General features: G+C 72.4%; 14 protein-coding genes. 9 read left to right on the top strand and 5 right to left on the bottom strand.

What is annotated here, in order from left to right; translation table 11 throughout:
- Nucleotides 1–7: 7 nt before the first annotated feature.
- From ACIGAN_RS14400 to ACIGAN_RS14380, 5 genes are all read right to left on the bottom strand, one after another.
- Nucleotides 8–1,195, bottom strand: coding sequence for an NAD(P)/FAD-dependent oxidoreductase (locus ACIGAN_RS14400; RefSeq protein ID WP_365098961.1), 1,188 nt, complete (start codon nt 1,193–1,195; stop codon nt 8–10).
- Nucleotides 1,196–1,255: 60 nt separating this feature from the next.
- Nucleotides 1,256–1,498: an acyl carrier protein gene (locus ACIGAN_RS14395; RefSeq protein WP_365098960.1), complete on the bottom strand. Its 243-nt coding sequence runs from the start codon at nt 1,496–1,498 to the stop codon at nt 1,256–1,258.
- A 33-nt stretch (nt 1,499–1,531) separates the two neighbouring features.
- Entirely contained in the window at nt 1,532–3,118 is a 1,587-nt protein-coding gene (locus ACIGAN_RS14390; RefSeq protein WP_399857438.1) for an amino acid adenylation domain-containing protein, read from the bottom strand.
- A gap of 79 nt (nt 3,119–3,197) precedes the next feature.
- Nucleotides 3,198–3,875 carry an LmbU family transcriptional regulator gene (locus tag ACIGAN_RS14385; RefSeq protein ID WP_399857436.1) on the bottom strand — a complete coding sequence of 226 codons (678 nt, stop codon included), beginning with the start codon at nt 3,873–3,875 and terminating at the stop codon, nt 3,198–3,200.
- Nucleotides 3,876–3,926: 51 nt separating this feature from the next.
- Nucleotides 3,927–4,142, bottom strand: a complete 216-nt coding sequence (locus ACIGAN_RS14380; protein ID WP_365098957.1) for an MbtH family protein — start codon at nt 4,140–4,142, stop codon at nt 3,927–3,929.
- Between the two features lie 552 nt (nt 4,143–4,694).
- On the opposite strand from ACIGAN_RS14380, the gene ACIGAN_RS14375 reads away from it, so the two are divergent.
- The 9 genes from ACIGAN_RS14375 to ACIGAN_RS14335 all read left to right on the top strand — a co-directional run bounded on the left by ACIGAN_RS14375 (nt 4,695) and on the right by ACIGAN_RS14335 (nt 12,312).
- Nucleotides 4,695–5,600, top strand: coding sequence for a thiamine pyrophosphate-dependent dehydrogenase E1 component subunit alpha (locus ACIGAN_RS14375; RefSeq protein WP_399857434.1), 906 nt, complete (start codon nt 4,695–4,697; stop codon nt 5,598–5,600).
- Nucleotides 5,600–6,580, top strand: coding sequence for an alpha-ketoacid dehydrogenase subunit beta (locus ACIGAN_RS14370; RefSeq protein WP_365744219.1), 981 nt, complete (start codon nt 5,600–5,602; stop codon nt 6,578–6,580). The genes ACIGAN_RS14375 and ACIGAN_RS14370 overlap by 1 nt, the downstream gene beginning before the upstream one ends.
- Nucleotides 6,577–6,840 carry a lipoyl domain-containing protein gene (locus ACIGAN_RS14365; protein ID WP_365098954.1) on the top strand — a complete coding sequence of 88 codons (264 nt, stop codon included), beginning with the start codon at nt 6,577–6,579 and terminating at the stop codon, nt 6,838–6,840. Before ACIGAN_RS14370 ends, ACIGAN_RS14365 begins: the two co-directional genes overlap by 4 nt.
- Before the next feature lie 51 nt (nt 6,841–6,891).
- Complete coding sequence (locus ACIGAN_RS14360; protein WP_365098953.1) at nt 6,892–7,140, top strand: phosphopantetheine-binding protein; 249 nt, start codon at nt 6,892–6,894, stop codon at nt 7,138–7,140.
- Nucleotides 7,137–8,075: a ketoacyl-ACP synthase III gene (locus ACIGAN_RS14355; protein ID WP_399857431.1), complete on the top strand. Its 939-nt coding sequence runs from the start codon at nt 7,137–7,139 to the stop codon at nt 8,073–8,075. Before ACIGAN_RS14360 ends, ACIGAN_RS14355 begins: the two co-directional genes overlap by 4 nt.
- 81 nt (nt 8,076–8,156) lie before the next feature.
- Nucleotides 8,157–9,287, top strand: coding sequence for a zinc-binding alcohol dehydrogenase family protein (locus ACIGAN_RS14350; protein WP_399857429.1), 1,131 nt, complete (start codon nt 8,157–8,159; stop codon nt 9,285–9,287).
- A gap of 23 nt (nt 9,288–9,310) precedes the next feature.
- Complete coding sequence (locus ACIGAN_RS14345; RefSeq protein WP_399857427.1) at nt 9,311–10,471, top strand: acyl-CoA dehydrogenase family protein; 1,161 nt, start codon at nt 9,311–9,313, stop codon at nt 10,469–10,471.
- A 401-nt stretch (nt 10,472–10,872) separates the two neighbouring features.
- Nucleotides 10,873–11,388, top strand: a complete 516-nt coding sequence (locus tag ACIGAN_RS14340; RefSeq protein WP_365100011.1) for a toxin-antitoxin system HicB family antitoxin — start codon at nt 10,873–10,875, stop codon at nt 11,386–11,388.
- A gap of 81 nt (nt 11,389–11,469) precedes the next feature.
- Entirely contained in the window at nt 11,470–12,312 is an 843-nt protein-coding gene (locus ACIGAN_RS14335) for a DUF4097 family beta strand repeat-containing protein (protein ID WP_399857425.1), read from the top strand.
- The last annotated feature ends 5 nt before the right edge of the window (nt 12,313–12,317 follow it).

Genomic DNA, 12,317 nt, shown 5'->3' with positions numbered 1-12,317 from the left:
CCGTCGGTCAGCTCTGGTCGAGCAGCGTCAGCAGGTCGGTGTTGTAGAAGTCGTCGATGGAGCAGGCGCCCGACAGGGTCGAGAAGTACCGGTCGATCAGGTCCTGGTGGCCGACCAGCTTCCGGAGCATGTCCGTGCGTCCCTCGGGCTTGAGCTCGGCCACGTTCAGGGCGGCCTGGTAGAAGCTGGTGTGGTCCTCGTCGAGGTCCTCCTCGTACCGCTCCAGCGCCGCCTGCAGCGCCCTGGGGTCGTGGAGCCGGTCCCCGATGTGCCGGGTGAGGGTCCGGGCCTGGAGGAAGGCCTCGGTGATGCCGCGGGCGGTGATGGAGTCCTTGTGGTTCACCGCGTCGCCGACCAGGGCCCAGCCGGGGCCGTGGGCCTTGCGGAAGAAGTTCTCCTGGTGCCCGGTGCCGTACAGCTGCTCCACGCGCTCGCCCGCCCGCATCCGCTCGTACAGCTCGGGCGCCGTGGTGCGGAAGGCGTCGAGGTAGGCGGGTTCCACCGCCTTGCGCACCCCCGAGAACTCGTCCTGCGGGAAGTACGCCATGAGCAGGGTGAGGTCGTCGTTGGTCGGGATGACGCCGATCCAGCGGCCGGGGCGCGCGTAGGACTCGAAGTGGGCGGGCACCCCGGCCCAGTAGCTGTAGTAGGTGCAGGTCTGCCGCGGGTGCTCGACGACGTTGTGCGCGCCGGCCTTGCGGGCCACCAGCGACCGCATGCCGTCCGCGCCCACGACGAGCAGGGCCCGCTCGGTGGCCGTGGCCCCGCCGGGCGTGGTGTGCCGCACGCCGACGACACGGTCGCCCTCGAAGACGAGGTCGGTGACGGCGCAGGACTCCCGGAACTCCGCACCGGCCGCGACGGCGCCGCGCGCGAGGATCGGGTCGAGGACGTACCGCCGGGGCGCGTAGGTGGTGCGCTGGCCGTCGACCGGCAGGGAGAAGCCGTCCAGGCGGACCCCGGGTGCCTCGTAGCTCTGGTGGTCGATCGGGCGGCAGCCCGCCGCGCGCAGTTCGTCGAGCAGCCCCCACTCGTTGAGCAGGGCCACGCCCGGCTGGTGGATGTAGTGCGAGGACAGGGTGTCCTGCGGGAAGCGCGCCTTCTCCAGGAGCAGGACCCGGTAGCCCTGACGTGCCAGGAGCATGGCCGTCGGCGCTCCCGCGCACCGGGCACCTATGACAATGACGTCGTACATGGCGCCTTCCTTGCCGGGCGGTCTGTTGTCCGGGGCGGCCCCGGGTGACGCGGACACCCCTCAGGTCCGGTGCGGCGCGGCGGGCGGGTCCATGGACCCGATGTAGGCGGAGATCGAGGCGATCGTCGGGTTCAGGAACAACCGGTCCATCGGCACCTCGACGCCCAGTTCGTCGGCGAACGCGCCCTGGATCCTCGCCATGATCAGGGACTGGCCGCCCAGGGCGAAGAAGTTCTGGTCGTCCGCTATGTGGTCGCGCCGCAGTTCCCGGCACCAGATGGCGCGCACGTCGTCGGTGATCATCGGGTTCCCCTCGTCGTCGTCGCGGTCCGCGGGTCAGGCAGCCGTGCCGCGGCCGGCCGGGCCGTCGCGGAACGTGTCGAGCAGCGCCGCGCGGTCGACCTTGCCGTGCGGGCTGAGCGGGATCTGCGCGAGCGCGACGAACCGGGCCGGGACCATGTTCCGCGGCAGGGACCGCAGGAGGCCCTCGCGCACCGCGTCCTCGGCGAGGCCGTCTCCCTCCGGCACGACGAACGCGGTCAGTTCGGCCTCGCCCGACTCCCCGGGAGCGACCACGACCGCGGCCTCCCGCACCCCGGCCAGACGGCCGAGCGCCCGCTCGACGTCGGCGGGGTCGATGCGCATGCCGCGCACCTTCACCTGCGCGTCGATCCGGCCCAGGACGACCAGGTCCCCGGCCTCCGTCACATAGCCGCGGTCGCCCGTGCGGTAGAGCCGGCGGGGCACGCCGCCGACCTCGGCCGACGTGAACCGCTCGGACTCGGGACCCGAGCCGTTGAGGTAGCCCGCGCCCACCCCGGTCCCGGCGATGCAGATCTCGCCCCGCTCCCCCGGCGCGACGCCGCGCAGCCGCTCGTCGAGGAGGAGGATGTCCGTGTTGTGCGCGGGCCGGCCCACCGGGGCCGCCTGCCCGTCGCCGGGCCGGTGCCCGGCGAGGTCGTAGGAGGTCGCGACGTCCGTGCACTCGGCGACGCCGTACTGGTGCAGGAGGGTGCAGGTGGTGCCCGCGCGCGCCGCCCAGTCGGCGATCCGTTCGCTCTTGAGCGGTTCGCCGCCGAACAGCAGGTAGTCCAGCCGGGCGAGAGCGTCACCGCCCCGCGCGGTCTCCCGGTCCACCAGCAGGTACAGCGTGCTGGAGGCGCAGTGCACCACGCGGATGTCGTGGTCGGTCAGCATGCGGTAGGCCATCATCACGTCGACGTTCCGGCTCGCCATCAGGTGCTGGGTGGCGCCGCAGAAGAGCGGGGCCATCAGGCTGCGCTGGGAGAGGTCGAACCCGAAGGCGCTGACGACCAGGTGGTGCGAGCCGCGGTGCAGTCCGTACTCGTCCGTCAGCCAGTTCAGCAGGTTGTACCAGCCCTCGTGCCGGATCGCGGTGAGCTTCGGCGTCCCGGTCGAGCCGGAGGTGAACACCGCGTAGCAGATGTCGTCCCCGGTGACCTCGACGTCGGGGCCGGCGGCGGGGTGGCCGGCCGGGGGGCCGGGCAGCCGGCGCAGGTCGACGACCTCGGCGGAGGACGACGCGACCAGCGGGGCCGTCTCCGGGGACGCCACGATCAGGGCGAGGTCCGGGATCTGGCCGAGCAGCAACCGCAGCCTGGCCGCCGGGTAGGCCGGGTCGAGCGGCACGTAGGCCGCCCCGGCCTTCAGCGTGCCGAGGACGGCGACGAGCATGTCGGTCGAGTAGTCGAGGCAGATCCCGACCTTGGCGCCCCGCCCGTGTCCGCGGGCCGAGAGCACGTGGGCGAACCTGTTCGCCTCCGCGTTCAGCTCCGCGTACGTCATCCGGCGCCCGGCGCAGAAGACGGCGACGGCGTCGGGGGTGGCCTCGGCGTGCGCCTCGAACCGCCGGTGGACGACGGGCTCCGGGGGCAGGTCGACCCGCTTGCCCTGAAGGATCATCAACTGACTCCGATGTGAGGGGCGTGGGGCCGGTCCGGCCGGCCGCACGCCACCGGGGAAGAGACCGTGGCCGGCGCCACTAGGCGGTACGCCGGTCGGCGGCGTCGAGCATCCGGGTCACCCACTGCTCCACGGGCAGGCCGTGCGCGGCCGCCACCTGCGAGTAGTGGTCCAGCTGCCCGGCGGACAGTTCGATGGTGAGGGTGGCGACCTCGCCGCGCGGTTCGGCGGTGGCGCCCGGGGCGTCGGTCCGGGACTCCCTGCGGCGCGTGCCGTCGCCGGCCGCTACGGCGTGCAGCGCCCTGCGCAGCTCGTTGCGCGACCACTTGAGCCGGTCGGCCTCGCGCAGCCAGTGGTCCTGCTGTGCCGCAGGCAGGCTGGTGACCTCCGCGTGGTGGGCGAAGCTGAGCCCGTCCCACCTGCGGTGGTGCTCGAACCGGCGGGCCACCCACGCGTAGTTGCGCAGCGTCTGGTAGTCGAGGCCGGTCCGCTCGACGGCCTCCCGGTAGCGCCGCGCCCCGTAGGTGTTCTCCCCGTAGATCAGCCAGTCGCCGAGCCACCACGCCGAGGAGTTCGTGAGCTCGCGCAGGCCGCTGCCGATCCGCTCCCAGGACCGCTCCGGCAGGCCCTGCGGGAAGGTCATCCCCGACGTGCCCACCGTGGCCTGTCCGCCGACGAAGGACAGCACCGCCTCACGCGGCGCGCCTCCCCCGCCGGCTCCCGCCATGGTCGTCGTGTACCGGCTCACCGTCGTCACAGGATGCCCTCCCCGCCGTCGTGTCCCCACCGCCGTCCGTACGGCCGGAGGTCAGCCCTCCGCCATCGCCTCGCGCAGGCTCCTCGGGCGCAGGTCCGTCCAGTTCCGCTCGACGTACTCCAGGCACTCGGCCCGGGACGCCTCGCCGAAGACCACCCGCCAGCCCGCGGGCGGGTCGACGAACACCGGCCACAGGGAGTGCTGGTCCTCGTCGTTCACCAGCACCTGGAAGCGACCGTCCTCGTCATCGAAAGGGTTCGTGCTCATGCCACCGTCCTCGAAGGTCGCGGGGGACTCGGCAGGAATGAACGCCGGGCCGAGTTCGGGAAAAGGTCGGGGGCGGGTTCACCGATGGGCGTCGTCCCGTCGACGGGACATCCCGGCATCCGCAGCGCCCCCGGAATGCCAACGCCAACTTAGGTCTCGGCCGCCGACCTCACAAGGCGGAAGAACACCGGTCTCCCGGTCGCCCGCCGCAATCTGTATCCGCCGGGGTTCTTGTGCCACCATGACCGATCAGCGGCCCGGGACGGGCGCACCCATATTCGGACCGGCCCTTTTCCGCACCGGGCCGGGACCGTCCCGGACAACGGCCGGCCGAAGGTTTTCCTTTTCACCGTTCCGCACCGGACGGCAGGCCGGCCCGGATACGCACCGACGTACGCCCCACCTGCGCGCGAGCACCGGTTTCTCCTTTTCACCGGTATGACGCGTCCGGTCCGCGCCGCCCGGTTTCCCTTTTCCGGGGAAATCCCTCCGGCGCTTCCGCACGCATGACGGCAGAAAGCCCCTCGACGGACCTACGACTGGTGATCGGACTTGACGTCAGAATCCGCGTACACGACAGATCCAGACGACGACACACGGCGGTCGCTGTTGCGCCACATGCTGGTGGCGAGGGGCGTCGACGAGGAGGCCCGGCAACTGCAGAAGCAGGGCGCGCTGGACCTCTGGCTGTCCTGCCAGGGGCAGGAGGCCGCCCAGGTGGGTTCCGCGCTCGCCGTCGGCCCGGACCCGACCGTCTTCCCCAGCTACCGGGAACACGCCGTCGCCCTGCTGCGCGGTGTGACGCCCGCCGAGCTGGTCGCGCAGTGGGGCGGCCGGACCTTCTGCGGCTGGGACCCGCGCGGCCTCCGCTTCTTCCCCTACACCCTGGTGCTGGCCGCGCAGACGCTGCACGGCGTCGGCTACTCGATCGGGCAACGGCTGCAGGGCCGCGAGGACTTCGTCGTCGTGTACATCGGGGACGGCGCCACCAGCGAGGGCGACATGTCGGAGGCGATGAACCTCGCCGCCGTCGAGTCGGCCTCGGTGCTGTTCGTCTGCCAGAACAACGGCTGGGCCATCTCCAAGCCGGCCCGGGAGCAGATGCGCACCTCGCTGGCCGAGCGGGCCCGGGGGTTCGGGATCGAGGCCGTGCGGATCGCGGGCGGCGACCCGGAGACCGTCTTCTCCGTCTGCTCGCGGGCCGCCGCCCACGTCCGCGCCGAACGCTCGCCGCGGCTGGTGGAGATCCAGGTGGCACGCATGCACGGCCACTCGACCTCCGACGCCCAGGAGATCTACCGCACCGGCGAGGACATCGCACGGGCCAGGGCGGCGGACCCGGTGACCGGCTACGCGGCCCGGCTGCGGGACTCGGGCCTGGTGGACGACGCCTGGTTCGACGGCGTCGAGGCGGAAGTGCGGGTCCTGCGCGAGCAGTTGATGAAGGAGTACACCTGATGAGCACCGCGACGACCGTGCCCCTGGCGGAGTCGATCAACGCGACCCTCGCCGACCTCCTCGACCAGGATCCCGCCCTGCTGCTGCTCGGCGAGGACATCGGCCGGCTCGGGGGCGTCTTCAGGGTGACCCGGGGTCTGCGGGACCGCTTCGGGGCGGACCGGGTGCGCGACTCGCTCCTCGCCGAGTCCACGATCGTCGGACAGGCGGTCGGCCTGGCGATGAGCGGGCTGGTCCCGGTCTGCGAGATCCAGTTCGACGGGTTCACCTATCCGGCGGTGAACCAGCTGGTGACGCAGGCGGCCCGGATCGGCGAGCGGTGGAACGGGCAGGTCAGCCCCAGCCTGGTGGTGCGCATCCCGAGCGGCGGCGGCGTCCGGGGCGTGGAGCACCACAGCGAGTCCAACGAGGCCCTGTTCGCCCGCGTCCCGGGGCTGTCGGTGGCGTGCCCGTCCACGGGCGAGGACGCCGACCAGATCCTGCGGCACGCGGTACGGCTCGGTTCGCCCGTGGTGGTGTACGAACCGATCCGGCTGTACTGGCGGCGGAACACGCCCGTCCGGGACGCCCGGCCCGCGAAGTCGCCGACCGCGGCCCGGGTGGTGCGGCGCGGCACCGACCTGACGATCGTCACCTTCGGGGCGGTCACCCACGAGGTGCTGCGGGCGGCGCACGCCCTCGCCCCCGAGGTGGACGTGGAGGTGGTGGACCTGCGCTGGGTGGCCCCGCTCGACACGGACACGGTGATGGAGTCCGTGGCCGGCACCGGGCGGCTGCTGATCGTGCACGAGGGGTCCAAGGACGTCGGCATCGGCGCCGAGGTCGCCGCGTTCGTGGCCGAGCACGGGTTCGGGGTCCTGCGCGCCCCGGTCCGCCGGCTGGCTCCCGCGCGCCGGGCCTACCCCCCGGCGGATTTCGAGAAGGACTACCTGATCGGTGTGCAGCAGATCACGGACGAGGTGCGGGTGATGACGAAGTGAGCGACTCCCCGGTGGACATGTACGTACCGCGTTTCGGCCACGGTCTCGGCGAGGCGTTGCTCGTCGAGTGGGTCGCCGCCGTCGGCGACCTGGTCGAGCGGGGGGACGTCATCGCGGTCGTGGAGACCGACAAGGCCAGCACGGAGATCGTGGCGGAACGCGCGGGACGGGTCACCGCCCACTCCGCGACGGCCGGCACGGTCCTGAAGTCCGGTGAGCCCCTGTACCGGCTGGCGGCCGGGCAGCCCGGCCCCGCATGAGATGCCCGACAGCCCAGCCCTGTGCGTCATTTCCCCGAACGGAGAACGAGCATGAGTGACATCGAGACCCGCATCACCGACACGATGCTGGCCAAGCTGCGCGAGCGCGACCCGGCGCTGGGACCCGACGACCTCACCCGGCCGGTCGCCGACCTCGACCTCGACTCCCTCGACCTGGTCGAGCTGCACCAGCAGCTGGAGCGCGAACTCCAGGTCAAGGGCGACCTGCAGGAGACCGCGGCCTTCGCCTTCCTGGACGACTTCAGCAGCTACTTCGTGAAGCTGGCGAACGGGCGGTGAGCGCCGGCATCGTCGATGTCGCCACGGCCAAGCCCGGACGGACCGTCCCCAACGACGACTTCGCGTCGATCGGCCTGACCGACGAGTGGATCCGGCGCCGCAGCGGCATCGCGTCCCGCTCGTGGCTGCCGGACGGGATGCCGCTGGCGGACGTCGCGGCGGAGGCCTGCGCACCGATCGTGACCCGGCTGTCCGACCCCTCCTCGATCGGCGCCCTGGTCGTCGTCAGCACGTCGGTGCGCCAACGCGTCCCGGGCATCGCGCAGCAGGTGGCGCGGCAGGCCGGGCTGGACTCCGCGGTGCTGGCCTTCGACATGAACGCGGCCTGCTGCGGCTTCGTCTACGGACTGGTCACCGGGCTCTCGCTGTGCGAGTCCGGGCAGGCGCGGTCGGTGCTGGTGTGCTCGGTGGAGGCCATGTCCCGGCTGGTGGACCGCACGGACCGGCAGACGGCGTGCATCTTCGCCGACGGCGCCGCGGCCGTCCTGCTGGAGGACCGGGCGCCGTTCGCGCCCTTCCGGCAGGTCGCCGGCTGCGACGGCTCGCAGGAGGCGCTCATGCGGGAGACCGAGGAGGGCGGCATCCACCTGGACGGCATGCAGGTGTACGACCGGGCCGTGCGCCGCATGTCCGAGTCCGCGCAGTACCTCTTCGACCACGGCCCCGCGCCGACCGTCCTGGTCGGTCATCAGGCCAACGGCCGCATCCTGGAGCAGGTCCGCGGCTTCACCACCCATCTCGGCGTGCCCTTCGTGAACCGGATCGAGCACTCCGGCAACACCTCGTCCGCCTCCATCCCGCTGGCCTTCGCCGAGGAGCTGGACTCCGGTTCCCTGCCCGGCTCGGGCCGGCTCGGAGCCGTCGCCTACGGCGCCGGCGAGGCGTGGGGCGGGGTCGCGGTGGACTACCGGGTGCCGGACACCGCGGCCCGCTGACCGCGCCCGTCTTGGACCCGTACTCGAACTCAGGAGGTTGTCATCTACTCGCCCGATGCCTGGGTCCTGCGCTCCGGCGCGATGACCGGCCCTCACGACGGCAGTCCCGGCGGCGCGCTGCAGCGCGACGTGTTCACCTTCGGCCCGCTGGAGGAGGGCGAGGCCCTGGTCGAGCCGATCCTCGGCTCCTGGGAGGCCAACGTCGACCACGCGCTGGCCCGTTCACCGATCGACGTGTGCAGCAGCCGCGGCGAGGACGTGGTGGTGGTCGGCAACATGGGAGTGGTGCGCGTGCTCCAGGTCAACGCGGGCGGCCGGGACACCCCGGTCCGCGAGGGAGACCTGTGCATGCTGATGCCGTTCGGCAAGCTCGACCGCTTCGGCTACGCCGAACTCGCCTACGCCTACGACGCCCCGCACACCATCGGCCTGCTGGCCAAGCGGTCGAAGATGGACGTGCGGGTGCTGCTGCCCATCCCCGACGGCACCCCGTACTCACTGGCGCAGTGGGCCACGTACGGGCGCTACTACACGGCCTGGGACAACTGGCACAAGGCCTACGGCTGCTGGCGCACCCAGGTGGCCGACGATCCGGCGAACCACCTGGTGTTCGGCTGGGGCGGCGGGGTGGCCTTCGCCGAACTGCTGCTGGCCAAGCGCGCCGGGTTCCGGGTGGCGATGACGGCGGGCTCGGACGAGCGGGTCGCCTTCCTGCGCGAGAACGGGATCACCCCGGTGGACCGCCGCCTGTTCCCCGACCTCTCGCTGCCGACCCGGGAGCAGCGCACCGACCGCGAACGCCACCAGCGACGCCGGGACTCGGTGCGCAGGTTCCGGGAGCTGGTCGACGAGCTGAGCGACGGCCACGGGGTGGCGATCTTCGTGGACAACATCGGCCAGCCCCTGTACGACATCACCCTCGCCTCGCTGGCCCGCGCCGGGGTCGTCACCACCTGCGGCTGGAAGGCGGGGATGCGCCTGACCCATCTGCGGGGCGCCGAGTCCATCAGCCGTCACATCCTCGTCAACACCCACGTGTGGCAGTTGCAGGAGTCGCCCGCCATCCGGGACTTCCAGGAGGCCGAGGGCTGGATCGCGCCGAAGGGCTCGGAGGTCGTCTACGACTTCGACCGGGTGCCGGAACTGGCCGACGACTACGCCCGGGGCCGGATCACCTCGTACTTCCCGATGTACCACGTGAACCCGGTCTGACCGGTCCGAGGAAAGAAGGTGCCATGACAGCGGAACTGCTCGCCCGGGTACGGGACTTCGCCGCGACCGAGCTGGCCGGGAAGGACGAGCACTTCGACGGTCTGCCGGAGCAGCCCACGGTCGAGGCGGCCCGGCTGCACGACCTCGGCCTGGCCAACTGGTGGGTGCCCCGGCAGTACGGAGGGCTGGGTCTGTCCGTGACGGACAGCGTCGACGTCGTGTCCGAACTGGCCTACGGCGACGCCGGGTTCGCCTTCGGAGCCTTCCTGCCGGTCCTGGGCGGCGTCATGCTCCAGCACTTCGGCGGCGAGGAGCTGGCCCGTCCGGCCCTGGAGTCGCTGGTGGCCGAGGGCGGCCGGATCGCCGTGCTCGGCAGTGAGGAGGAGGCCGGCAGCGAGCTGGTCCGCATCACCACCACCTTCCGCCAGGAGGGCGACCGGCTGGTGCTCAGCGGCGACAAGTACTTCTCCACCAACACCGACGCCGCCGGCCTGCTGCTGGTCCTCGCCCGGTCCGCCGACGACGCCGCGGACTTCGCCGTCGTCGCGGTACCGCGCGACACGCCCGGGGTCGAGATCGTCAAGCGCTGGGACCTGCTCGGTGTCCGGGGCGCCGGAACCTACCGGGTGCGTCTGGACGACTGCGCGGTTCCCGCCGCGCACCGCCTCCAGGGCAGCGGGCTGCGCATCCTGGAGGCGAGTCTGAACGCCAGCCGCATCCTGATCGCCGCCTGCGCGGTGGGCATCGCCAGGCGCGTGCGGGACCTGGCGATGGACTACGCGGCCGGCAAGCGGCTCAGGGGCGCCCCGCTGACCGAGAACGCCGTGTTCGCCGGGAAGCTCGGGCAGATGGAGACGCTGATCGACGTGATGCGCAACCAGTGCCGGGCGGCCGCGGCGGAGTTCGACCGGCTGCTGGAGGCGGCCGCGGGCGGAGGAACCGGCCTGCACCGGGTGGGCACGCTCCGGTCGGCGCTGGCCGCCAAGCTCTTCTGCGGACAGGCGGGCTGGGAGGTGGTGTCGACCGGCTCGGAGCTGTTCGGCGGCCTCGGCTACACCCAGGACCATCCGATCGGCAAACTCGTCCGCGACATGCGGTACGTGGCCATCGTCGAGGGCGGCGAGGACATCATGCGGGACCTCGTCTACGCCCGCTACGTGGTTCCCGCCCGCAAGCGGCGGTGAGCGGCGGGCCCGGACCGGGCCCCTCGCCCCGCCGCACCCCGGACCGGTGCGATCGCGCTGACCCGCGATCGCACCGGTCCGTCGCCGCTTCGGGCGCCGTCCGCGGCCGGGACCTTCCCTGCTGCGCCTGATCGTCGCGGGGCGCGGCGCCCGTCCGGTCGGCGCCGGGTGCAGCGCTGACATCACTGGGCGACATGGATGGCACCACGCGGCACCACGCGGCACCATCCGCTGCCACCCGGCGCGTCCACCCGCACCGGAGAACCCGCAGCAGCCAGGGGCGCCACCAGCACCCCGCGCGCCTGTCCGCGCAGCGAAGAGGGCATCCGTCCGGAAACCTGTCACCCACATAGCGCCATTCAGGCTTGCGCACGGCGCCATTGTGGTGCCATGCTGACGGCATGGACCTCAGCCCCTATGTCGACACCCTCCGCCGTGAACTCGCGGTGGCCGCCGAAGCCGGAGGGGAGGAAGCTCGCGAGCTCGCCGAGCGTCTCACCGCCCCGCTGGAGTCGGCGACCCGCCTGACCCTGCTCAACGTCCTGTCCGCCGCGATGGACGAGATCACGCGCGAGCTCGCCCCCGGCTCGGTCGACGTACGGCTGCGCGGTCTCGAGCCCGACTTCGTCGTGACACCCCCGCCCGCCGACGACACCCCCACCGAACCGGTCACGAGCGTCGAACCACCCGTCACCCAGGTGCCCGCCGACAGCGAGGGCGGCGGCCCCGCCCGCATCAACCTGCGCCTGCCCGCCCACCTCAAGGCCCGCGCCGAGGAGGCGGCGAACCGCGAGGGCCTCTCGGTCAACGCCTGGCTGGTCCGGGCGGTGGCCGCCGCGGTCGAGGGCGGCACCCCGGCGCGCACCACGGAGAAGACCCGCACGGTCGGACAGAGCCTGACGGGCTGGGTGCGCTAGCCCGCTCGCGTCCGCACCGCACCACCCACATCACGTCCCACCAGCGGGGGCGGCCCGACGACCCACGAGGACAGTACCGCCATGCCTTCTTTCGACACGCCCGAGCCCATCTCGGTCACGGCCCACGTCTACTCCGGATCCGTCCGGTTCACCGCCGGCGACCGCACCGACACCGTCGTCGCGGTGGAGCCGCGCGACCCCAAGCGCGACCAGGACGCGCGGGTGGTGGAGCAGACCGAGGTCTCCTACGCGAACGGCACCCTGACCATCAGGACCCCCAAGGCCAACCTCGTCGGGCGCTCCGGCACCGTCGACGTGACGGTGGAACTGCCCACGGGCTCGCACATCGACGTCTCCGGCGCCAGTGCCGAGGTGCTCGGCGAGGGCCGGCTGGGCGAGGTCCGCCTCAAGACCGCGGCCGGCGACGTCCGGCTCGACACGACCGGACCGCTGCACCTGTCCGCCTCGCACGGCTCCATCACCGTGGACCGGGTCGAGGGCATGGCCGAGATCACCACCAACTCCGGCCATCTGCGCATCGGAGTCGTGAACGGGCCCGCCGTCCTGAAGAACTCCCACGGCAGCACCACCGTCGAAGCCGTGACCGGCGAACTGCGTGTGAACGGCGTCAACGGCGGCGTCGACATCGCGCGCGTCGAGTCGTCGGTCACTGGCACCACCACCAACGGCCACCTCCGCGTCAACGACGTCGCGCGCGGCACGGTCCACCTGGAGACCTCCAACGGCGCGATCGAGGTCGGCATCCGCGAGGGCACGGCCGCCTGGCTCGACGTCAGCTCCAAGCGCGGTCAGGTGCGCAACACGCTGTCCGCGTCCGACGCGCCGGAGGAGACCGAGGAGACCGTCCGGGTCCACGCACGGTCCAACTGGGGCAACATCGACATCCGGCGCGCCCGGCCCTGAGCACC

It is taken from the genome of Streptomyces sp. NPDC085931, assembly GCF_044540565.1.
Classification (GTDB): domain Bacteria; phylum Actinomycetota; class Actinomycetes; order Streptomycetales; family Streptomycetaceae; genus Streptomyces.
The sequence above is the reverse complement of the archived record's forward strand: the minus strand, read 5'-3'. Positions and strand labels throughout refer to the sequence as shown.

What these genes read in the sequence shown, in the direction of transcription:
- ACIGAN_RS14395 (WP_365098960.1), bottom strand. Translation starts at nt 1,498, where the DNA reads ATGATCACCGACGACGTGCGCGCCATCTGGTGCCGGGAACTGCGGCGC.
- ACIGAN_RS14335 (WP_399857425.1), top strand. Translation starts at nt 11,470, where the DNA reads ATGCCTTCTTTCGACACGCCCGAGCCCATCTCGGTCACGGCCCACGTC.
- ACIGAN_RS14345 (WP_399857427.1), top strand. Translation starts at nt 9,311, where the DNA reads ATGACAGCGGAACTGCTCGCCCGGGTACGGGACTTCGCCGCGACCGAG.
- ACIGAN_RS14340 (WP_365100011.1), top strand. Translation starts at nt 10,873, where the DNA reads ATGGACCTCAGCCCCTATGTCGACACCCTCCGCCGTGAACTCGCGGTG.
- ACIGAN_RS14350 (WP_399857429.1), top strand. Translation starts at nt 8,157, where the DNA reads ATGACCGGCCCTCACGACGGCAGTCCCGGCGGCGCGCTGCAGCGCGAC.
- ACIGAN_RS14390 (WP_399857438.1), bottom strand. Translation starts at nt 3,118, where the DNA reads ATGATCCTTCAGGGCAAGCGGGTCGACCTGCCCCCGGAGCCCGTCGTC.
- ACIGAN_RS14400 (WP_365098961.1), bottom strand. Translation starts at nt 1,195, where the DNA reads ATGTACGACGTCATTGTCATAGGTGCCCGGTGCGCGGGAGCGCCGACG.
- ACIGAN_RS14370 (WP_365744219.1), top strand. Translation starts at nt 5,600, where the DNA reads ATGAGCACCGCGACGACCGTGCCCCTGGCGGAGTCGATCAACGCGACC.
- ACIGAN_RS14360 (WP_365098953.1), top strand. Translation starts at nt 6,892, where the DNA reads ATGAGTGACATCGAGACCCGCATCACCGACACGATGCTGGCCAAGCTG.
- ACIGAN_RS14380 (WP_365098957.1), bottom strand. Translation starts at nt 4,142, where the DNA reads ATGAGCACGAACCCTTTCGATGACGAGGACGGTCGCTTCCAGGTGCTG.